This window comes from Serratia sp. SM04 (genome assembly GCF_040280225.1).
Classification (GTDB): Bacteria; Pseudomonadota; Gammaproteobacteria; order Enterobacterales; family Enterobacteriaceae; genus Serratia; species Serratia sarumanii.
The window spans coordinates 246,563-266,408 of the sequence record NZ_JBEOQT010000021.1; the positions used below are offsets into that span (position 1 = coordinate 246,563).

General features: G+C 63.2%; 16 protein-coding genes. 5 read left to right on the forward strand and 11 right to left on the reverse strand.

Features of this window, described 5'->3' with window-relative positions; genetic code table 11:
- Window positions 1–80 precede the first annotated feature (80 nt).
- Both yegQ and ABTW55_RS15655 read right to left on the reverse strand, forming a co-directional pair.
- Entirely contained in the window at window positions 81–1,433 is a 1,353-nt protein-coding gene (gene yegQ, locus ABTW55_RS15650) for a tRNA 5-hydroxyuridine modification protein YegQ (protein WP_033635545.1), read from the reverse strand.
- A 180-nt stretch (window positions 1,434–1,613) separates the two neighbouring features.
- On the reverse strand, window positions 1,614–1,952 hold the full coding sequence (locus ABTW55_RS15655; RefSeq protein WP_033648841.1) for a YegP family protein: 339 nt from the start codon (window positions 1,950–1,952) through the stop codon (window positions 1,614–1,616).
- Between the two features lie 339 nt (window positions 1,953–2,291).
- Between ABTW55_RS15655 and ABTW55_RS15660 the strand changes: the two genes are divergently transcribed.
- Window positions 2,292–2,555 carry an antitoxin gene (locus tag ABTW55_RS15660; RefSeq protein ID WP_004941563.1) on the forward strand — a complete coding sequence of 88 codons (264 nt, stop codon included), beginning with the start codon at window positions 2,292–2,294 and terminating at the stop codon, window positions 2,553–2,555.
- A gap of 3 nt (window positions 2,556–2,558) precedes the next feature.
- Window positions 2,559–2,948 carry a type II toxin-antitoxin system VapC family toxin gene (locus ABTW55_RS15665; protein WP_041036282.1) on the forward strand — a complete coding sequence of 130 codons (390 nt, stop codon included), beginning with the start codon at window positions 2,559–2,561 and terminating at the stop codon, window positions 2,946–2,948.
- Window positions 2,949–2,955: 7 nt separating this feature from the next.
- On the opposite strand, the gene baeR is transcribed toward ABTW55_RS15665, so the two are convergent.
- Genes baeR through ABTW55_RS15695 form a run of 6 tightly spaced genes read right to left on the reverse strand, consistent with a single transcriptional unit; the run spans window position 2,956 to window position 13,941 of the window.
- A complete protein-coding gene (gene baeR / locus ABTW55_RS15670; RefSeq protein ID WP_033635542.1) occupies window positions 2,956–3,672 on the reverse strand; it encodes a two-component system response regulator BaeR in 717 nt (238 codons plus the stop codon).
- Window positions 3,672–5,054 carry a two-component system sensor histidine kinase BaeS gene (gene baeS / locus ABTW55_RS15675; RefSeq protein WP_033635541.1) on the reverse strand — a complete coding sequence of 461 codons (1,383 nt, stop codon included), beginning with the start codon at window positions 5,052–5,054 and terminating at the stop codon, window positions 3,672–3,674. Before baeS ends, baeR begins: the two co-directional genes overlap by 1 nt.
- Complete coding sequence (mdtD, locus tag ABTW55_RS15680; RefSeq protein ID WP_060423136.1) at window positions 5,051–6,481, reverse strand: multidrug transporter subunit MdtD; 1,431 nt, start codon at window positions 6,479–6,481, stop codon at window positions 5,051–5,053. Before mdtD ends, baeS begins: the two co-directional genes overlap by 4 nt.
- 10 nt (window positions 6,482–6,491) lie before the next feature.
- Window positions 6,492–9,572: a multidrug efflux RND transporter permease subunit MdtC gene (mdtC, locus tag ABTW55_RS15685; protein ID WP_047570975.1), complete on the reverse strand. Its 3,081-nt coding sequence runs from the start codon at window positions 9,570–9,572 to the stop codon at window positions 6,492–6,494.
- Window positions 9,569–12,688 carry an MdtB/MuxB family multidrug efflux RND transporter permease subunit gene (locus ABTW55_RS15690; protein ID WP_060423134.1) on the reverse strand — a complete coding sequence of 1,040 codons (3,120 nt, stop codon included), beginning with the start codon at window positions 12,686–12,688 and terminating at the stop codon, window positions 9,569–9,571. Before ABTW55_RS15690 ends, mdtC begins: the two co-directional genes overlap by 4 nt.
- On the reverse strand, window positions 12,688–13,941 hold the full coding sequence (locus ABTW55_RS15695; protein WP_060423131.1) for an MdtA/MuxA family multidrug efflux RND transporter periplasmic adaptor subunit: 1,254 nt from the start codon (window positions 13,939–13,941) through the stop codon (window positions 12,688–12,690). Before ABTW55_RS15695 ends, ABTW55_RS15690 begins: the two co-directional genes overlap by 1 nt.
- Before the next feature lie 272 nt (window positions 13,942–14,213).
- On the opposite strand from ABTW55_RS15695, the gene ABTW55_RS15700 reads away from it, so the two are divergent.
- Window positions 14,214–15,167, forward strand: a complete 954-nt coding sequence (locus ABTW55_RS15700; protein ID WP_049194869.1) for an aldo/keto reductase — start codon at window positions 14,214–14,216, stop codon at window positions 15,165–15,167.
- A 61-nt stretch (window positions 15,168–15,228) separates the two neighbouring features.
- A complete protein-coding gene (locus ABTW55_RS15705) occupies window positions 15,229–15,846 on the forward strand; it encodes a pyridoxamine 5'-phosphate oxidase family protein (protein WP_033654564.1) in 618 nt (205 codons plus the stop codon).
- On the opposite strand, the gene ABTW55_RS15710 is transcribed toward ABTW55_RS15705, so the two are convergent.
- Window positions 15,843–16,409, reverse strand: a complete 567-nt coding sequence (locus ABTW55_RS15710; RefSeq protein WP_060423129.1) for a GNAT family N-acetyltransferase — start codon at window positions 16,407–16,409, stop codon at window positions 15,843–15,845. The genes ABTW55_RS15705 and ABTW55_RS15710 overlap by 4 nt on opposite strands.
- Before the next feature lie 51 nt (window positions 16,410–16,460).
- On the reverse strand, window positions 16,461–17,813 hold the full coding sequence (gene yegD / locus ABTW55_RS15715; protein ID WP_033648831.1) for a molecular chaperone: 1,353 nt from the start codon (window positions 17,811–17,813) through the stop codon (window positions 16,461–16,463).
- A 164-nt stretch (window positions 17,814–17,977) separates the two neighbouring features.
- On the opposite strand from yegD, the gene alkA reads away from it, so the two are divergent.
- Window positions 17,978–19,468 carry a DNA-3-methyladenine glycosylase 2 gene (gene alkA, locus ABTW55_RS15720; RefSeq protein WP_060423126.1) on the forward strand — a complete coding sequence of 497 codons (1,491 nt, stop codon included), beginning with the start codon at window positions 17,978–17,980 and terminating at the stop codon, window positions 19,466–19,468.
- A gap of 9 nt (window positions 19,469–19,477) precedes the next feature.
- Here the strand turns inward: alkA and ABTW55_RS15725 are convergent, their stop codons facing one another.
- Window positions 19,478–19,831: a DNA-binding protein gene (locus ABTW55_RS15725; protein WP_033635531.1), complete on the reverse strand. Its 354-nt coding sequence runs from the start codon at window positions 19,829–19,831 to the stop codon at window positions 19,478–19,480.
- Window positions 19,832–19,846 lie beyond the last annotated feature (15 nt).

Below are 19,846 nucleotides of genomic sequence, written 5' to 3' on the forward strand. Positions count from 1 at the left end.
GTAACCAAGCTGCGCGCACATTGATGTGATCCAATTCTAATATTTGCTAAAAATCGCCGCCGAATGACGGCGATTCATTTTTATGCCCCGGCGCTATTTTCTTCCGCCAAATTGCGGATCAGCAACGCATAATTGAGATCGATATCCTGCGGGATCGGCAAATAAACGATATGGCCGTTGCCCGGCGCCACCTCAATCGGCTCGCCTTTCTTATTTTGCATGCTCTCGAGGGTGAACACCACGTTGCCGCCCGGCGTCATCATCTCGACGCTGTCGCCGAGCGCGAACTTATTCTTCACGTCGACTTCCGCCCAGCCATCGCGGCGCACGCCGGTGAATTCGCCGACGAACTGCTGGCGTTCGGAGAGCGAGGAGCCGTAGTCGTAATTCTGCTGCGCTTCGTGCACGTGGCGGCGCAGGAAACCCTCGGTATAGCCGCGGTGCGCCAGGCCTTCCAGCGTGGTGAGCAGGGTCGGATCGAAGGGTTTGCCGGCGGCCGCGTCGTCGATGGCGCGGCGGTAGACCTGGGCGGTGCGGGCGCAGTAGTAGAAGGATTTGGTGCGGCCTTCGATCTTCAGCGAGTGCACGCCGAGCTGCGTCAGACGCTCCACGTGCTGGATGGCGCGCAGATCCTTGGAGTTCATGATATAGGTGCCGTGTTCATCTTCGAAGGCGCTCATATATTCGCCTGGCTTTTGCGCTTCAGACAGCATGAACACCTTGTCGGTTGGCGCGCCGATGCCCAACGTCGGCTCGACGGTTTGCACCGGGATCGGCTCGTGCAGGTGCACGATATTGCCGGTGTCGTCCTCTTTGCCTTCCTCCGCTTTGTACTGCCAGCGGCAGGCGTTGGTGCAGGTGCCCTGGTTGGGATCGCGCTTGTTGATGTAGCCGGACAGCAGGCAGCGGCCGGAGTAGGCCATGCACAGCGCGCCGTGCACGAAGATCTCCAGCTCCATGTCCGGCACTTCGGCGCGGATCTCGGCGATCTCTTCCAGCGACAGTTCGCGCGAGAGGATCACGCGGGTCAGGCCCATTTGCTGCCAGAACTTCACTGTCGCCCAGTTAACGGCGTTGGCCTGCACCGACAGGTGGATGTCCATCTGCGGGAAGGCTTCGCGCACCATCATGATAAGGCCGGGATCGGACATGATCAGCGCATCCGGGCCCATATCGATAACCGGCTTCAGATCGCGCAGGAAGGTTTTCAGCTTGGCGTTGTGCGGGGCGATGTTTACCACCACGTAGAATTTTTTGCCCAGCGCATGGGCTTCATTGATGCCCTGCGCCAGATTCTCGTGGTTGAACTCGTTGTTGCGCACCCGCAGGCTGTAGCGCGGCTGGCCGGCGTAAACCGCATCGGCGCCGTACGCGAAGGCGTAACGCATGTTTTTCAGCGTTCCGGCCGGGGAGAGAAGTTCCGGTGTAAACATAGTGTGTCTCGGTCTGATTTCAGGTCAGCACCACGCCACCTGATGGCGCAGTAAAAGCGGGGAATTGTAGCCGCAGCGCGGCAAGAAATCAGCAGTTAACCGGATTTATTCAGGGGAGATTGATCTTGGTCAAACGGAAAATGCGCGGCGGCGGGCCACCGCGCGGGAGAAAGGGAAAGATCAGGCGCTCAAATCGCGGATATCGGTTGTCGGGCCGTTTTTCATCACCGACTGGATACCGTTTTTGGCTGCGCTTTCGGAGCTGTACATTTCGCTGACGCCGATCACCTGATGGTTCTTTGCCTTCAGCACAAAATAGGGCTGATTGCTGGTGCTGTGCTTCAGTTCGTACTGCGCTTCGTGCGGTGAATTGGTCTGCACCGAAGCGATGCCGTTCTCCGCCGAGGCTTTGCTGGCGTACATTTCGCTGGCCAGAATGCTCTCGCCGTTACTGGCTTTCAGGTTGAAGTGGTACTGCCCGTTCTTTGCTTTTTTCAGCTCATAATGACCGATTGCCATGGTTCTTCTCCTGTAGGTTCCGATTCGTGATGTAAGTGTAGCCAATCGCTTGAAAATCGGCGGCTAAACCTCACAGCAGCTTAGTCGAAAAAATGCGCAGTTTTTTTGCGCCGGCGCGGAGTTTTCATTCGGTGAACCTGGCGCCGCACGGGAAGCTAAGGGAAGGCGCGGTGATTGCGCAGTGCGCCGCATAACAAGGGGAACAGGGTTTCACCCCGTGAGATTGTGCGTTACGGTTTGGCCGTTTCGTCAATGTGGATAAAAAATGAGCGATACATCTTGGCATCGACACGCTACAGGCATATGCTTTGGCCTATGCCTGCTGTGGAGGTTGTCGAGATGGAAAGAATCGCAAAGCTGTTTAAAAACGGCAGAAATCAGGCGGTGAGGTTACCGGTGGAATTTGAATTTGATACGGATCGTGTCTATATCCGTCGCGATCGGGAGGGCAACGTGATTTTATCCAAATATCCGGCAAAGCCGGACAGCTGGGCACCGCTGCTGAGCATTATCGCCCAAACGCCGGTGCCGCAAGAGTTTCTTGGCGCGGAAGATCGTCAGCAAGGGGTTGCAGACCGCGATCCATTCTCAGAGGAAGAGTAGGCGATGTACATGTTTGATACCAACACCGTCAGCCACTTGTTTCGGCAGCATCCGCAGGTGCTTAACGTCATGGAAAAGCTCCCGCCTTCTGCCGTATGTATTTCCAGCGTCACGGAGGCGGAACTGCTTTACGGTGTGGCTAAACGGCGGAACAAGGCGTTGCAAAGCATGGTCGAGGCCTTTCTTGCCGCGGTGACGGTCTATGCATGGGATAGCGAGGCCGCCCGCTGCTACGGTGAAATGCGCGCGAACATGGAGAAAAAGGGCAAAATCATGGGCGCGCTGGATCAACTGATCGCCGCTCACGCGCAGAGCCGTGGCGCGACGCTGGTGACCAACGATCGCGCATTCGCCATGGTGCCCGGGTTGGCGGTTGAAGACTGGACGCGCTGATTTCCCCCTAAACCCCATTCACCAGCCGGCAGGGCTCGGCTTCCCAGCGGTAGCCCACGCCGTATACCGAGCGGATAAAGGATTTTTCCCCGTCGATCAGTTCCAGCTTGCGGCGCAGGTTTTTGATGTGGCTGTCGATGGTGCGGTCGGTGACCACCCGGTAGTCGTCGTACAGGTTGTTCAGCAGCTGCTCGCGAGAAAATACGTTGCCCGGCTGGCTGGCCAGCGTTTTCAACAGGCGGAATTCCGCCGGCGTCAGATCCAGCAACTGCCCCTGATAGCTGGCCTGGAAGCGCGGTTCATCGATGTGCAGCAGGTCATCTTCCCGCGCGCTCTCCTGCGGCCGATAGCTGCGGCGCAGGATGGTTTTCACCCGCGCCACCACTTCGCGCGGGCTGTAGGGTTTGCAGATGTAATCGTCGGCGCCGATCTCCAGCCCCAGCAGGCGGTCAATCTCTTCGATTTTCGCCGTCACCATCACGATCGGAACGTCGCTGAAGCGGCGCAGCTCGCGGCACACCGTCAGCCCGTCGGCGCCCGGCAGCATCAGGTCGAGCAAGATCAGCGCCGGCGGATGCTGGTGCACGGTCGGCACCACCTCGTTGCCGTTGGTCAGCCAGCGGGTGGCGTAGCCCGCCGCCTGCAGATAATCCACCAGCAGCTGGCCCAGCTTGGGCTCATCTTCAACAATCATGATCTGCACGGGTTGATTCTGAATGTCCATCAGGGCGCCTTATTTTTTATCGGGGTAGCAAATTCTACTGTAATGCGCACGCCGCCTAAAGGCGAATGCTCGGCGCGGATTTTCCCGTCGTGCGCTTCCACGATGTTGTGGCAGATCGCCAGCCCCAGCCCTGAACCGCCGCTGGCGCGGTTGCGTGAACCTTCCGCCCGGTAGAAACGTTCGAAAATGCGCGTCAGTTGCTGATCGCTGATGCCCGGCGCGCTGTCCTGCCAGTAGAGGAGCAGCCGCCCCGGCTGCAGCTCGGCGCCGATCTCCAGCCGGCCGCCGGCGTCGGTGTAACGCAGGCTGTTTTCCAGCAGGTTATTGAACAGCTGGTTCAGGCGATCGGGATCGCCGAACAGCGGCGCCTGGGGCGGCAGATGGGTGACGATCTCCAGCCCTTTGGCGCGGAAGCGTTCGCGAAAGGCGGCGACGGCGATCTGCAGCAGGTGCACGCAGTCCACCGACGATTTGCGATAGGCCAGCGCGCCGAGATCGGAGAGCGACAGCTGGTGCAGATCGTCGACCAGTTTGGTCAAGGTGGATACCTCGGCCTGCAGCGAGCTGAGCGACGCCGGCGTCGGCTGGCGCACGCCGTCCTGCAGCGCTTCCAGTTCGCCGCGCAGCACCGCCAGCGGCGTGCGCAGCTCGTGCGATACGTCGGCCATAAAGGCGCGGCGCATCTGCTCGTTTTTTTCCAACGAGGTGGCCAGCTGGTTGAAGTCGTGCGCCAGTCGGCCCAGTTCATCCTGGCTGCTGACCGCCACGCGGGTGGTGAAATCGCCCGCCGCCAGGCGGTGGGTGCCCGCCACCAGACGCTTGACCGGGGCCAGCATGCCGCGCGACAGCAGCCAGGTCACCGCCGCCGCCAGCAGGGTGGAGAGCGCGACGATAATCCAACTGGTGCGCCGCTGCTGGCGATCGAAGTTGATGTCGGTATTGCGCGTCAGGCGCTCGACCGGGGTGGTGAGCACCCAGCCGACGATCTGGTTGTTGTAGCGGATCGGGTGGCGCGGCCCCTCTTTCGGCAGGGGGCCAGAATGCCCGACCAAACGATTGAACTGGCTGTCCACCACCCAAAACTGGGTGCGCCAGCCCTTGGGCGGCAGATTGTGGCTGCTGTCGCTGTTCTGCTCGAACGAGCGCATGATTTGGTAGACCACCTGATCGTTGTTGCGCAGGAATATCCAGTTGCCATGGTGGCTGTACTGTTCCTCCAGCGCTTCGCTCAGCATGTTGATGCGTTGCTCGTTGCTGCTCTTGATGTAATCGATAAATCCGCGCTCAAAGCTGACGCGCACCCCCCAATGCATGGTGATCAACACCAGCATGCAGGTAGCGAAAATGGCCAGGAACAGTTTCCCGGTAATGCCTATCCTCATTGCAACCTCGTTGAGCCGGTACCCGGCTCTTTGGTCAGCGTGCGGTTGGGCGCGCTATCGGCCGGCACGCGCGCGAAGGCCAGCGCGGGCAGAGCGATAATCAACGCCATACAGCAGTAGCTGTAAATAAATGCGCTGTGAATGGCCGGGCTATCGGCCACCACCTGATGATGGGCGAAGCTGCCGATCAAGATGCCGGCGACGCTGACGCCAAGGCTCATCGACAGCTGCATGACCATCGATAACAGGCTGTTGCCGCTGCTGGCCAGCCTGTCAGGCAGATCTTTCAGCGTCAGGGTGTTCATCGCCGAGAAGCGCAGCGAGTTGACCATCCCCTGGAAGAACAGCACCACCGGCAGCAGCCACAGCCAGCCGAGCATCGCCGCCAGCAGGAAGCTCAAGCTGACCAGCGCCAGCAGCAGCGTGGCGGCCACCAGCACGTTACGGTAGCCGAAGCGGTTGACCACCTGCACCACGATGCGCTTCATGCCCATGCTGCCGATGATCATCGGGATCATCATCAGCCCGGCGTGGAACGGCGTGAAGCCCATGCCGACCTGCAGAAACAGCGGCGTCATGAACGGCAGCATGCCGCTGCCGATGCGCCCCAGCAGGCTGGCCAGCAGCCCGATCTTGTAAGTCGGGGTGCGCAGCAGCCGCAGCGAGAACAGGGCGCGGCTATTGCCGTAGGCATGCCAAACATACCCCAACAGCGCCGCCACGCCCAGCGCCACCAGGCCGGCGATGGCGCCGCCGGACAGCCCCATGCCCTTGTGGCCGTCGAGCGCCAGCGTCAGCGACGCCATGCCGATCGCCAGCAGGATAAAGCCGCTGAGATCGAAGCGGCGGGTCTGCATTTGGTAGTTGGGCATCAGCAACAGCGTGGCGATGGCGCCAACGATGCCCACCGGAATGTTGATCAGGAAAATCCAATGCCAGCTGGCGTATTGCACCAGGAAGCCACCCAGCGCCGGTCCCATCAGCGGGCCGATTTGCCCCGGCAGCGTCACGAAGGTCATCGCCGCCATGTACTGCTCGCGCGGCACGATCTTCATCACCGTCAGGCGGCCGACCGGCACCATCATCGCGCCCCCGATGCCCTGAAGCACGCGCGAGGCGATCAGCTCGTTCAGGGTTTCCGAACGGGCGCAGAGGAGGGAGCCGAGGGTGAACAGCAGGATGGCGCTGAAAAACACCCGCTGTACGCCGACCTTGTCCGCCAGCCAACCGCTGGCCGGCAGCGTCACCGCCACCGTCAGCACATACGAGACGATCACCGACTGCATGCGCAGCGGGTTCTCCCCCAGGCTGGCGGCCATCGAGGGCAGGGCGGTGTTGACGATAGTGGTATCCAGCGTCTGCATAAAGAAGCCGAATGCCACTATCCAGAGTTGCCAGCGTACCGTGGCGGCGTGTTTCATCAGCATCGGTCGGCCATTAATGCGGCAGCGGGGCCAGTTGCTTGTTGCGGCGGAACTTCGCCTGTAGGCGGTCGAAGTAAAGATAGACCACCGGGGTGGTGTACAGCGTCAGCAGCTGGCTCATCACCAGACCGCCGGCGATGGTGATGCCGAGCGGCTGGCGCAGCTCCGCGCCGTCGCCGCTGGTCAGCACCAGCGGCAGTGCGCCGAACAACGCCGCCAGCGTGGTCATCATGATCGGCCGGAAACGCAGCAGGCTGGCCTGAAAAATTGCCTCGCGGGCGCTGATGCCGCCGTTGCGCTGCGCCTCGAGCGCGAAGTCGACCATCATGATGGCGTTTTTCTTCACGATGCCGATCAGCAGCATGATGCCGATCAGCGCGATCAGGCTGAAAGGCGCGCCGAACAGCTCGAGCGCCAACAGCGCGCCCACGCCGGCGGAAGGCAGCGTAGAAAGGATGGTCAGCGGATGGATATAGCTCTCATACAGCACGCCGAGCACGATATAGACCGTGGCGATAGCCGCCAGGATCAGGATCAGCTGCGACTTCAGGGTGTCCTGGAATACCTGGGCGGTGCCGGCGAACGCGCCGCGTACCGTAGACGGCACGCCGAGCTGAGTCATGGTGCGCTCTACCGCGGCGGTGGCGTCCGACAGGCTGCCGCCGTCCGGCAGGTTAAAGGAGATGGTCGAGGCGGCGGACAGCCCCTGATGGTTGACCGACAGCGGCGCGTTGGCCGGCCGCCAACTGGCGAAGTAGGAGAGCGGTATCGCCTTGCCTTCGCTGTTGATGATGAACATTTTGTCCAGTGAGCTCACGTCCTGGGTGTAGGGCGGCGCCACTTCCATCACGACTTTGTATTGATTGAGCGGTTGATAGATGGTCGAAATCTGCCGCTGGCCGAAGGCGTTGTTCAGCAGGTTGTTGGCGTCGGATACCGAAATGCCGAGGCGCGCCATGGTTTCGCGATCGTAGACCAGATCCATCTCCGAGCCTTTATCCTGCTGATCCGAGTTGACGTCCGCCAGCTCGGGCAATGCGGCCAGCGCGGTGCGGATCTTCGGCTCCCATTCGCGCAGCGCGGCGAGATCGTCCGCCAGCAGCGTGTATTGGTAGCTGGCGTTGGCCTGCCGGCCGCCAACGCGGATATCCTGCACCGCCATCAGAAACAGGCTGGCGCCCGGTTCTTTGGCCAGGCGAGCGCGCAGGCGGGCGATCACTTTCTGCGCGTCGTCGCTGCGTACCGACAGGGGTTTCAGTGAGATGAACATCGAACCGCTGTTGGTGCGCGAGCCGCCGGTAAAACCGGTGACGTTTTCCACGTCCGGATCTTCGCGCACGATTTTCATGAAGTCTTCCAGTTTGCCGCGCATCGCCTGGAACGAAATGCTTTGGTCGGCCTGGATAAAGCCCATCAGGCGCCCGGTATCCTGTTCCGGAAAGAAGGTTTTCGGGATGCTGATATACAGCCAGACGTTGAGCGCAAGGGTGGCGAGGAACACCGCCAGCACCCAGCGCGAGTGGCCGAGCACCCAGTTCAGCGAGCGTCCGTAACCCTGCTGCAGCGCCAGCAGCATTTTGCCGAAGCCGCGCGCCCGCCGCTGCGAACGCGGCGGCTGGTGGCGCAGCAGGTAGGCACACATCATCGGCGTGAGCGTCAGCGAGACGATGAGCGACAGCCCGATCGATACCGACAGGGTGACGGCGAACTCGCGGAACAGGCGCCCCGGCAGGCCTTCCATCAGCAGCAGCGGGATAAACACCGCCACCAGCGAAACGCTCATCGACAGCACGGTGAAACCGACTTCCCGCGCGCCCAGCAGCGCGGCGTTGATCGGTTTCATGCCGGCTTCGACATGACGGGAAATGTTTTCCAGCACCACGATGGCGTCGTCCACCACAAAGCCGGTGGCGATGGTCAGCGCCATCAGCGACAGGTTGTTGAGGCTGAACCCGCACAAATACATGGCGGCGAACGAGCCGATCAGCGACACCGGCACGGCGACCGCCGGGATCAGCGTGGCGCGCCCGGAGCGCAGGAAGATGAACACCACCAGGATCACCAACCCGATGGCGATCGCCAGCGACTGTTCCACCTCGGCCAGCGACGCGCGAATGGTCGGCGAACGATCCTGCGCGACGCTGAGTTTAATCGAGGCCGGGATATTCTCCTGCAGGGCGGGCAGCTCGGCGCGAATGCGATCGACGGTTTCGATGATGTTGGCGTCCGGCGCACGGCTGATGGCCAGAATGATCGCCGGTTTGGCGTCGGTCATCCCGGCATTGCGCACGTCTTGCACCGAGTCGTTGACCTCGGCCACGTCGGCCAAACGCACCGCCGAGCCGTTGTTGTAATGAACGATCAGCGGACGGTAGGCCTCGGCGGTTTTCAGCGCGTCGTTGGCCTGGATCTGCCAGCGCTGCTGCGGGTTTTCCACGGCGCCCTGCGGGCGGCGCACGTTGGCGTTGGCGATGGCCTGCCGTACGGTGTCCAGCGACACGCCCTGATTGAACAGCGCCGAAGGGTTCAGCTCCACCCGCACCGCCGGCAGTGAGCTACCGCCCACGGAAACGTCGCCGACGCCCTCGGTCTGGCTGATCTTCTGCGCCAGCTGGGTGGAGGCGAAATCGTAAAGCTGCCCCTGGCTGTAGGTGTCCGAGGTCAGCGTCAGGATCATGATCGGCGCGTCGGAAGGGTTGACCTTGCGGTAGCTGGGGCGGCTCGGCATGCCGGTCGGCAGCAGGCTTTGCGCGGCGTTGATCGCCGCCTGCACGTCGCGCGCGGCGCCGTTGATGTCGCGATCGAGATCGAACTGCAAAATGACCCGGGTACTGCCGAGCGAGCTCATCGAGGTCATTTCGTTAACCCCGGCGATGCGGCCCAATGCGCGCTCCAGCGGCGTCGCCACCGAGGACGCCATGGTTTCCGGCGAGGCGCCCGGCAGCGACGCGCTGATCGAAATCACCGGAAAGTCCACCTGCGGCAGCGGCGACACCGGCAGCAGGCGAAAGCCGATCGCGCCGCTGATGGCGATGGCCAGCGTCAGCAGGGTGGTGGCCACCGGCCGGTGAATGAACAGGGCGAAGAATTTCACGGCAGCTCCTGCGTATCCGGCTGGCGATGCGTGTTGCGCGCCAGTTTGTCAAACAGCAGGTAGATCACCGGCGTGGTGAACAGCGTCAGGATCTGGCTCATGATCAAACCGCCGACCATACAGACGCCGAGCGGATGCCGCAGCTCCGCGCCGACGCCGGTGCTCAGCATCAGCGGCAGTGCGCCGAGCAAGGCCGCCAGCGTGGTCATCAGGATCGGCCTAAAACGCAGCAGGCAGGCCTGATAGATGGCGTCGCGCGGCGATAAGCCCTGTTCGCGTTCCGCCGCCAGCGCGAAGTCGATCATCATGATGGCGTTCTTCTTCACGATGCCGATCAGCAGGATGATGCCGATGATGGCGATCACGTCCAGCTCGCTGCCGGCCATCATCAGCGCGAGCAGCGCGCCGACCCCGGCGGTCGGCAGGGTGGAGAGGATGGTGACCGGATGAATGTAGCTTTCATACAGCACGCCCAGCACGATGTACATCGCCACCACCGCCGCTAAAATCAGCCACAGCGTGCTGCCGAGCGCCGCCTGGAAGGCCAGGGTCGCCCCCTGGAATTGGGTGGTGATGTCCCTCGGCATGTTGAGATTTTCTTCCGCCTGGGTGACCGCGTCGACCGCCTCGCCGAGCGAGTAGCCGTCGGCGACGTTGAACGAAACGGTGGCCGACGGGAACTGGTCGAGATGGTTGACCGACAGCGGGCCGAAGCGCTCTTCGATTTTGGCGATGGCGCTCAGCGGCACCACGGCGCCGTCGTTGCCGCTCAGACGGATCTCATTGAGCGCCGCCAGCCCCGGCGTCGCGCTGACGTCGTGCTCCAGCACCACGCGGTATTGGTTGGCCTGGGTGTAGATGGTGGAGATCAGGCGCTGGCCGAACGCGTTGTACAGCGCATTGTCCACGTCGCTCATGGTGACGCCGAGGCGGGAGGCCGAATCGCGATCGACGTTGACGTAGGCCACCAGCCCCTGATCCTGCCAGTCGCTGGTGACGTCCGCCAGCTGCGGGGTTTGCTTCAGCTCATCCATCAGCTGCGGCACCCACAGGCTGAGATCGTCCAGCGACATCGCCTGCAGGGTGAACTGGTACTGGGTGCGGCTGACCTGGGTATCGATGGTCAGATCCTGCACCGGCTGCAGATATAGCTTCACGCCGGGGAACTGCGCCGTTTGCTGCTGCAGGCGGCTGATGATCGCCGGAATGCGCTCGCTGCGTTCGCTCAGCGGCTTCAGGTTGATCTGCAGCCGGCCGCTGTTGAGCGTGGCGTTGCTGCCGTCGACGCCGACGAACGAGGTCAGGCTTTCCACCGCCGGATCTTTGAGGATCTGCGCCGCGACCTGCTGCTGGCGCTCGGCCATATTGCTGAACGAGACGCTCTGCGGCGCTTCCAGCGTGCCCTGAATGATGCCGTTGTCCTGCACCGGGAAGAAGCCTTTCGGGATCAGCAGGTACAGCAATACCGTCAGCGCCAGAGTGCCGACGGCCACGCCGAGCGTCAGCCAGGGATGGTTAAGCACCGTTTTCAGCCACTGGCCGTATCGCGCGATCACCCGGTCGAAAAAGCGCTCGGAGGCGGCGGAAAACCGGTTCTGCTTGCGCAGCGATTCGTGGCTGAGCATGCGCGCGCACATCATCGGCGTCAGCGTCAGCGACACCACGGCGGAGATCAAAATCGCTACCGCCAGCGTGACGGCGAACTCGCGGAACAGGCGGCCGACGATGTCGCCCATGAACAGCAGCGGGATCAGCACCGCCACCAGCGAGAAGGTCAGCGAGATGATGGTGAAGCCGATCTCGCCGGCGCCTTTCAGCGCGGCGTCGAGCGGTTTTTCCCCTTTCTCGATGTAGCGCGAGATGTTCTCGATCACCACGATGGCGTCGTCCACCACGAAGCCGGTGGCGATGGTCAGCGCCATCAGCGTCAGGTTGTTGATGGAGAAGCCGAGGAAGTACATGGCGGCGAAGGTGCCGACCAGCGACAGCGGCACCGCCACGCTGGGGATAATGGTCGCCGGCACGTTGCGCAGGAACACGTAGATCACCATCACCACCAGCGCGATCGCCAGCAGCAGCTCGAACTGCACGTCGCTGACCGAGGCGCGGATGGTGGTGGTGCGATCGGTCAGCACCTTGACGTCGACCGATTTGGGCAGGCTTTTAATCAGCGTCGGCAGCATTTCGCGGATGCTGTCGGCGGTGGTGATGACGTTGACGCCAGGCTGGCGTTGGATGTTCAGCACGATCGCCTGTTGCTTGTTGGCCCAGGCCGCCAGTCGGGTGTTTTCCGCCCCTTGTTCAATGGTGGCGATATCCTGCAGGCGGATCGCCGCGCCGTTCTGGTAGGCGACGATCAGCTGGCGATAGTCGTCGGCAGATTTCATTTGGTCGTTGGCGGACAGGGTGACCGATCGGGTCGGGCCGTCAAGGCTGCCTTTCGCCGAGTTGACGTTGGCATTGCTGATGGCGGCGCGGATGGTTTCACTGTTCAGGCCATAGGCGGCGACCGCCGCGGCGTTCAATTTTACGCGCACCGCCGGGCGTTGGCCGCCGGCCAGCGTCACCAGGCCGACGCCGGTCACCTGAGAAATTTTTTGCGCCACGCGGGTTTCCACCATGTCTTCCACCTGCGTCATCGGCATGGCGGTGGAGGTCACGGCCAGCGTCAGGATCGGCGGATCGGCCGGGTTAACCTTGCTGTAGATCGGCGGGTAGGGCAGATCGGTCGGCAGCAGGTTGGTGGCGGAGTTGATCGCCGCCTGCACTTCCTGCTCCGCGACGTCGAGCGGCAGCGCCAGCTGGAACTGCAGCGTGACCACCGAGGCGCCGCCGGAGCTTTGCGACGCCATTTGTTTGAGGCCGGACATCTGGCCGAACTGGCGTTCCAACGGCGCGGTAATGGCGGAGGTCACCACGTCCGGGCTGGCGCCGGGATACAGCGTCACCACCTGGATGGTGGGGTAATCCACCTCCGGCAGGGCGGACACCGGCAGCGCGCGATAGCCGATAATCCCCGCCAGCAATATCGCCACCATCAGCAGCGTGGTGGCGACCGGACGCAGAATAAACAGGCGGGACGGACCGCCGCCGGCGTTGGGAGGCATCACCTGCATCAGGACTTCCTCTGAACGTCAGGTTCGCGCTTGGCGTTGGCCGCCGCTGGCGCTTCGCTCGGCGCGAGCACTTCCACCTGCATGCCTTCGGTCAGGCGATCGATGCCGTCGGTCACCACCCGATCGCCGGCGTTGAGGCCGGCGCTGATCACCACCTGCCGGCTGTCCTGCACGCCGGCGGTGACCCGGTGTTTGCTGACCCTGTTGTCTTCACCGAGCGTCCAGACGAAGTTGCCCTCGTTGCCCATCTGCAGCGCGGCGGTCGGGATAACCACCGCATCGTGCAGGGTATCCACCTGCAGCCGCGCGTTGACGAACTGGTTGGGGAACAGCGCGTCATCTTCGTTGGTGAAGCGCGCTTTCAGCTTGATGGTGCCGGTGGCGGTATCAATTTGGTTGTCCAGGCTCAGCAGCGAACCGGTCGTCAGCTTGTTCTGGTTGGTGCGATCCCTGGCTTCGACGCCCACCGGCCCGGCTTTTTGCGCCTTGAGCAGATCGGCGATGTTGCCTTCGGGCAGCGTGAACACCACGTCGATCGGGTGCGTCTGCGTGATCACCACCAGACCGGTGGTGCTGCCGCTGGTGACATAGTTGCCGACGTCGACCAGTTTCAGGCCGACGCGGCCGTCGATTGGCGCGGTGATGCGGCTGTAGGTGATCTGCAGTTTGGCGCTGTCGACCGCGCCCTGATCGGCCTTGATCGCGCCTTCGGTCTGCTGCACCAGCGAGGCTTGCGTATCCAGCTCCTGACGGGAAACCAGATTGGTTTTCACCAGCTGCTGATAGCGCGCCAGATCGCGCCGGGCGTTGGCCAGCGTGGCCTGATCTTTTGCTAACTGCCCCTGAGCCTGGGTCAACTGAACCTGGAACGGCCGGGGATCGATCTCCGCCAGCAGATCGCCGGCTTTGACCTGCTGGCCTTCGGTAAAGTGGATCGCCATCAGCTGGCCATCGACCCGGCTGGTGACGGTCACGGTATTGGCGGCGGTGGCAGTGCCCAAGCCGGAAAGATAGCGCGGCACCGTCTGGCGGGTGGCGGTCGCCGCCTGCACCGGCGACATCGGCGCGCCGCGTCTGCCGCCCGCCGCGCGGCCCGCTCCCGTTTTACCGGCGGCCTGGTGCGCGCCCGGCGTCGTCCCGGTGGCCGGTTGGGCGGCGCTGAAATGGCGCCAGGCCAGAACGGCGACGATGATCGCAATCGCCGCAACCAGCAGGCGCAGCAGCAGGGAACGACGTTGGGGTTTTGCATTCATGGTGGTGAAAATTCTCTCCAAAAGGCAGGGGCGCGGGCACTCATTGCCACAAAAATGACACTCCTTACAGGATACTAGTTTAGCCAGCGAAGACGGCATAAAAATGAAGGAAATATGGAGGAACCGTCAGCATTGTCCTAATAAGTGGGTGATTTGAGCGTGCTATGTTTATAAGTGATTTATTCCGGCTTATAGCCAATGCGTTTTAACGATTTCCTGCATTTGGCGCTAATAATTAACAGGCAAATCATTTAACCCATGGAGCCTTTGTGATGAGCAAGAAACAACTGGGCCGTTCGGGCATTCAGGTGCCGGCGTTAACCTTCGGCGGCAACGTGTTCGGCTGGACGGCGGATCAAGCGACCTCTTTCAGCCTGCTGGATGCGCTGGTGGACAATCAGCTCAACTTTATCGATACCGCCGATGTCTATTCCAGCTGGGTGCCGGGCAACCGGGGCGGCGAATCGGAAACCGTCATCGGCGAATGGCTCAAGAAGAGCGGCAAGCGCGACCAGGTGATCATCGCCACCAAGGTGGGCAAACCGATGGGGGAAGGCAAACAGGGGCTGTCGCCGCGCTATATTCAGCAGGCGGTGGAGGACTCGCTGCGCCGTCTGCAAACCGATTATATCGATCTCTACCAGTCGCACGACGATGACCGCGATACGCCGCTGGAAGAGACGCTGGCGGCGTTCGATGCGCTGATCAAGGCCGGCAAGGTGCGGGCGATCGGCGCCTCCAATTATCAGGCGGATCGCCTGGAAGAAGCGCTGCGGGTGAGCGAAAGCAACGGGCTGGCGCGCTACGAAACCCTGCAGCCGGAATATAACCTGTATGCGCGCGAAGGTTATGAGGCCGAGCTGGAAGGCGTGGCGCAGCGCCATGGCCTCGGGGTGATCAACTTCTTCGCGCTGGCCAGCGGCTTCCTGACCGGCAAATACCGCAGCAAAGCGGACGAGGGCAAAAGCCAGCGCGGCGATCGCATCGTCGAACGCTACCTTAACCCGCGCGGTTTCCGCATTCTGGCGGCGCTGGATCAGGTGGCGGGCAAGCACGGCAGCTCCCCGGCGCAGGTCTCGCTGGCCTGGCTGATTGCGCGCCCGAGCATCACCGCGCCGATCGTCAGCGCCACCTCGTTGCCGCAGTTGGATGAGTTGGTCAGCGCCACCCGCCTGACGCTGGATGCGGACGACATTCAGACGCTGAACCACGCCAGCGCTGAGTAAGAGCCGCCGGCGATTTTGCTCTATGCTGAAGGGGTCAATATGACTTATTCAGGGAACTGCAATGTCTGGCGATACCATCAACGACCTCGCGACGCTGGAACAGCTGTACGGCAAACCCGCCGCGCCCTCGGTGTTTAAAGAAGTCAGCTATATCCATCCGGCGTACCGCCCGTTTATCGAGGCGGCGCCGTTTGCCGCCCTCTCGACGGTCGGGCCGGACGGCATGGATGTCTCCCCGCGCGGCGATCCGGCCGGTTTTATCCATATCGAAGACGAGAAAACCCTGCTGCTGCCGGATCGGCGCGGCAATAACCGCATCGACAGCCTGCGCAATATCCTGCACGACAACCGGGTGGCGCTGCTGCTGCTGATCCCCGGCATCGGCGAAACGCTGCGGATTAACGGGCGGGCGGAGATCGTGGTGGCGCCGGCGGTGCTGCAGCGCTTCGCCCACCGCAATCAGCTGCCGCGTTCGGTGCTGCGCATTCGGGTGGAGGCGGTGTTCTTCCAGTGCAGCCGGGCGATCTTGCGTTCGGGACTCTGGGAAGAGGGCAGCCGCCTCGAACGTTCGGCGCTGCCCAGCCCCGGCCATATTTTGGCCGCGGTGAGCCAAACGCGCTTCGACGGTGAGGAGTACGACCAGGCGCTGCCGCAGCGGCTGAAGGATACGCTGTATTAATCGCCGCGACGTTCGCGCCACGTTTGCCGGTTCAGCCGGTACAAGACGTGCTTTTGCAGCGGATGGCCCGCCGGCAGGCGTGGGTGCAGGAAGGTTTCGCCGTCAAACTGCATGCCGATGCGCGTCATCACCCGGCGCGACGGTTGGTTGTTTTCGGCGGTGAAGGACACCACTTCCGGCAAGTGAAGCGTGTCGAAGGCGCACGCCAGCGCCGCGCGTGCCGCTTCAGCGGCGTAGCCGTTGCCCCAATGGGCCGCCGCCAGCCGCCAGCCAATCTCCACGCAGGGGGAACAGGGCAGATCGTCGCCCGGCCGCGCCAGCCCGACAAACCCGATAAAGGGCGCGCCGTCTTTCACTTCCACCGCCCATAGCCCCCAGCCATGTTGTTGCATGAAGGCGCGGATGCGTTCGGCCTGCGCGCGGCTTTCCTCGGCCGTCATCGTCGCCGGGAAATAGCGCATCACCTGCGGATCGGCGTTAAGCGCAGCGAAGGCCGGCAGATCTTCGTCGCGCCAGGGGCGCAGCCGCAGCCTGGCGCTGTCGAGGGTAAGGATGGTTGACATGATGTATAGCCTCCAATGAGCAAGGGCGCGGCGAGCCGCGCCCGCGGGCTGTCAACGGAACAGCGTTTGCGCCCAGCGCGCCAGCCCGGCGGTGACCGAGCCGAAGTCGTTGCCGCCGACGATCGGAATGCCAGGCAGCTGCTGTTGCAGCGCGGCGCGCAGCAGGGGGGAGCGCGCGCTGCCGCCGGTCAGGTAGATCACCTGCGGCGCGGTCTGGCTGCTGGCCAGCGCGGCGCTGACCTGTTCCTGGATGCGCATCAACGGCTGCGAGATGGCGTCGGCGAGCTGAGCCTGGCTGATGCTCTCCGCCAGATCGGCCTGCACGAAGCCGAGCGGTGCGCTGATGGCGGTTTGGCCGGACAGGGCTATCTTACTCTCTTCGGCCGCGCGCACCAGTCGGTAGCTCAGGCGCTGCTGGTACACTTTCAGCAGGCGTTTGACCTTTTCCGGCTCCGCCGCGTCGAGGATCAGATCGCGCAGCACGCGGCCGTTGGCGGCGCTGTAGAAGTCGTTTTGCGCCGGCACGTCGTTGGTCGCCACCGCGTTCCAGTAAGGCAGCGCCGGCAGGGCGATGCCTTTCGCGGTTTCGCCGCCCAGGCCGAACAGCGGCATCAACTGTTTGAAGGCCAGCATGATGTCCAGATCGTTACCGCCGACCCGGCAGCCGCTGTGGCCCAGCAGGCTTTGCTGGCGATCGGCGCGGTCGCGCCACTGTGGCCCCATCAGCAGCACCGAGCAGTCGGTGGTGCCGCCGCCGATGTCCACCACCAGCACGGTTTGCTCTTCGCTCAGAGTCGCCTCGAAGTCCAGCCCCGCCGCCACCGGCTCGAACTGGAATTCAATGGCTTTGAAACCGGCGCGTTCGGCGGCGCGCTGCAAAATGCCCTGCGCCTGCCGGTTGGCCTCTTCGCCGCCGATGCCCTGGAAGTTGATCGGCCGGCCGATCACCGCCTGCTCGATACCGGTCTGCAGCACGTTTTCCGCCTGGCGTTTGATGTGGAACATCATGGCGCATACCAGGTCTTCGAACAGCGCGATCTGCTGCGGCTTCAGGCCGTTGGCGCCGAGGAAGGATTTCGGCGAGCGCACGAAGTACACCTCTTCCGGATCTTCCATGTAGTGCGCCAGCGCCTGCAGGCCGAACAACACGCTGTCGCCGTTGACCGGAATGTCCTCTTCGCGGTTGTAACTGATGGCGCGGCGCAGAAGCTGTTGGTTTTCTTCGCTGCCGGTCGGCACCTGCCAATGGCGGTGCAGGCATTCGCTCACCGCTTCGCGGGTCGGCGCGCACAGCATCGAAGGCAGATACGGTTCGTTGTTTTCCAGCGTCAGCAGCTCGGGGCCGTGGTCGCGCATCACCGCGACGGAACAGTTGGCTGTCCCGTAGTCGAATCCAATAAACATCTCTTTTTTGTCCCCATGCCAATGAAGGGGGGCGACTTTACCCGAGACGGAGCCGGCGGGCAATGCGCCAATGCGCGAGTGTCGAAAAATTTAGCGGGCGCGGCATCGGCATGCTTAACTTAATGTCCGAATTCCGCACGTCAGCGCGCCAGGCGAGCCCCATAATGCAGAAAAAACCGAACCCGAGCGTTGCCATGAATACTCAACAGCAAGCGTTGTACGACGCGCTGCGCGCGCGTGACCGCAAATTCGACGGCCGCTTTTTCGTCGGCGTCTCTTCCACCGGCATCTATTGCCGCCCGGTGTGCAGTGCCCGCACGCCAAAGCTGGAAAACTGCACCTTCTATCCGAGCGCGGCGGCGGCCGAGCTGGCGGGCTTTCGCCCCTGTCTTAAATGCCGGCCGGAGCTGGCACCCGGCCTGGCGCTGATCGATCTGGGCAATCGCTATGCGCAGGTGGCGGTGCAGCTCATCGAGCAGGGCTATCTGTCCGAACACAGCTGCGAAGCGCTGGCGGCGCGGCTCGGCATTTCCGATCGCCACCTGCGGCGCATCTTCGCCGAACAGTTTGGCGCTTCGCCGATCGATTACGCGCAGTCGCACCGGTTGCTGCAGGCCAAACGCCTGCTGGCGGACACCGATCTGCCGCTCAGCGAGGTGGCGTTCGCCGCCGGTTTCGGCAGCCTGCGGCGTTTCAACGAGCTGTTCAAGGCGCGCTATCGCCTGATCCCGTCTGCGCTGCGCAGCGGCGGCGCGCGCGGTGAGCGGGCCGCCGCCAGCGGGCTGGTGTTCCATCTGGGCTATCGGCCGCCCTATGACTGGGATCGCATGCTGAATTTCCTGCAGGCGCGCGCCGTGCAGGGCGTGGAGCGGGTCGAGGGACGCCGCTACCTGCGTTCGATCGCAGTCAACCAGGGCGGCACGGAACATCGCGGCTGGGTCAGCGTGCAGCCGGAGGAAGCGCGCAACCGGGTCAGGGTCGAGATCGCGCCGGCGCTCAGTTTGGTGACGACGGAGGTGCTGCGCCGCGTGCGCCTGCTGTTTGATCTGGACGCCGCGCCGGATCGCATCAATGAGGCGCTGGGCTCGCTGGCGGCCGATGCGCCGGGGCTGCGCCTGCCGGGCTGCGTGAACAGCTTCGAGCAGGCGGCGCGGGCGGTGCTGGGGCAGTTGGTCAGCGTGAAAATGGCGGCGACCTTCGCCGGGCGGATGGCCGAACGCTGGGGAGAGCCGCTGGCGGCGCCGCATGAGGGCATCACCCACGTTTTCCCCAGCGCCGAACGGGTGGCGCAGCTGCAGCCCGAAGCACTGCGCCCGCTCGGGGTGCAGCTGAAGCGCGCGGCGGCGCTGATCGAGATCGCCCGCGCGCTGGGCGAAGGGCGGCTGCAGCTCGACAACGTGCTGGATATCGACCAGGGCATCAGGGCGCTGACCGCGCTGCCGGGCATCGGCAACTGGACCGCCAGCTATATCGCGATGCGCGCCTGGTCTTGGCCGGACGTGTTTCTGGCCGGCGACTACCTGATCAAACAGCGTTTTCCCGGCATGGCGCCGCGCCAGATCGAACGCTATGCCGAACGTTGGCGCCCGTGGCGCTCTTACGCCACGCTGCATCTGTGGCACAACGACGGCTGGGCGCCGGAAGGGGAGGATTGAGCATTCGGGCTAGCGGGGGGGCTCGATCAGCTGCAGCAGGCGGCTCATGCCCTCGCGCATCAGGAACGCCAGCAGCTTTTCCCGCTCGGCCGGCGTCAGGTGGTAGTAATACTCGATCCAGACCCGTATCGGATCCTGGCGTTTGACGTCGTAGCCCGGAGGGTCTGTCTCGCGCAAGGCCGACAGGCTGCGCGCGCCGTACGGCAGGCTGTCGATATGGTATTCCAGCGCTTTGCCCTGCACGCCGCTGCGGCGGCGGCTTAGCCAGCCTTCGCGCCGGGCCATCAAATTGACCCCTTGCGGGGTTGAAGGCAACCCCGCCTTGCCCATCAGTTCCCTGGCGGAAAACCATTTCTTTTCCATAGTCCCTTATCCCTG

Excerpts from the sequence above, each read along its gene's own strand:
- ABTW55_RS15665 (WP_041036282.1), top strand. The coding sequence starts at position 2,559 with ATGTACATGTTTGATACCAACACCGTCAGCCACTTGTTTCGGCAGCAT.
- alkA (WP_060423126.1), top strand. The coding sequence starts at position 17,978 with ATGCAGAAAAAACCGAACCCGAGCGTTGCCATGAATACTCAACAGCAA.
- ABTW55_RS15710 (WP_060423129.1), bottom strand. The coding sequence starts at position 16,409 with ATGTCAACCATCCTTACCCTCGACAGCGCCAGGCTGCGGCTGCGCCCC.
- ABTW55_RS15695 (WP_060423131.1), bottom strand. The coding sequence starts at position 13,941 with ATGAATGCAAAACCCCAACGTCGTTCCCTGCTGCTGCGCCTGCTGGTT.
- mdtD (WP_060423136.1), bottom strand. The coding sequence starts at position 6,481 with ATGCTGATGAAACACGCCGCCACGGTACGCTGGCAACTCTGGATAGTG.
- ABTW55_RS15705 (WP_033654564.1), top strand. The coding sequence starts at position 15,229 with ATGTCTGGCGATACCATCAACGACCTCGCGACGCTGGAACAGCTGTAC.
- ABTW55_RS15690 (WP_060423134.1), bottom strand. The coding sequence starts at position 12,688 with ATGCAGGTGATGCCTCCCAACGCCGGCGGCGGTCCGTCCCGCCTGTTT.
- ABTW55_RS15725 (WP_033635531.1), bottom strand. The coding sequence starts at position 19,831 with ATGGAAAAGAAATGGTTTTCCGCCAGGGAACTGATGGGCAAGGCGGGG.
- yegQ (WP_033635545.1), bottom strand. The coding sequence starts at position 1,433 with ATGTTTACACCGGAACTTCTCTCCCCGGCCGGAACGCTGAAAAACATG.
- ABTW55_RS15660 (WP_004941563.1), top strand. The coding sequence starts at position 2,292 with ATGGAAAGAATCGCAAAGCTGTTTAAAAACGGCAGAAATCAGGCGGTG.
- baeR (WP_033635542.1), bottom strand. The coding sequence starts at position 3,672 with ATGGACATTCAGAATCAACCCGTGCAGATCATGATTGTTGAAGATGAG.
- ABTW55_RS15655 (WP_033648841.1), bottom strand. The coding sequence starts at position 1,952 with ATGGCAATCGGTCATTATGAGCTGAAAAAAGCAAAGAACGGGCAGTAC.
- yegD (WP_033648831.1), bottom strand. The coding sequence starts at position 17,813 with ATGTTTATTGGATTCGACTACGGGACAGCCAACTGTTCCGTCGCGGTG.
- baeS (WP_033635541.1), bottom strand. The coding sequence starts at position 5,054 with ATGAGGATAGGCATTACCGGGAAACTGTTCCTGGCCATTTTCGCTACC.
- ABTW55_RS15700 (WP_049194869.1), top strand. The coding sequence starts at position 14,214 with ATGAGCAAGAAACAACTGGGCCGTTCGGGCATTCAGGTGCCGGCGTTA.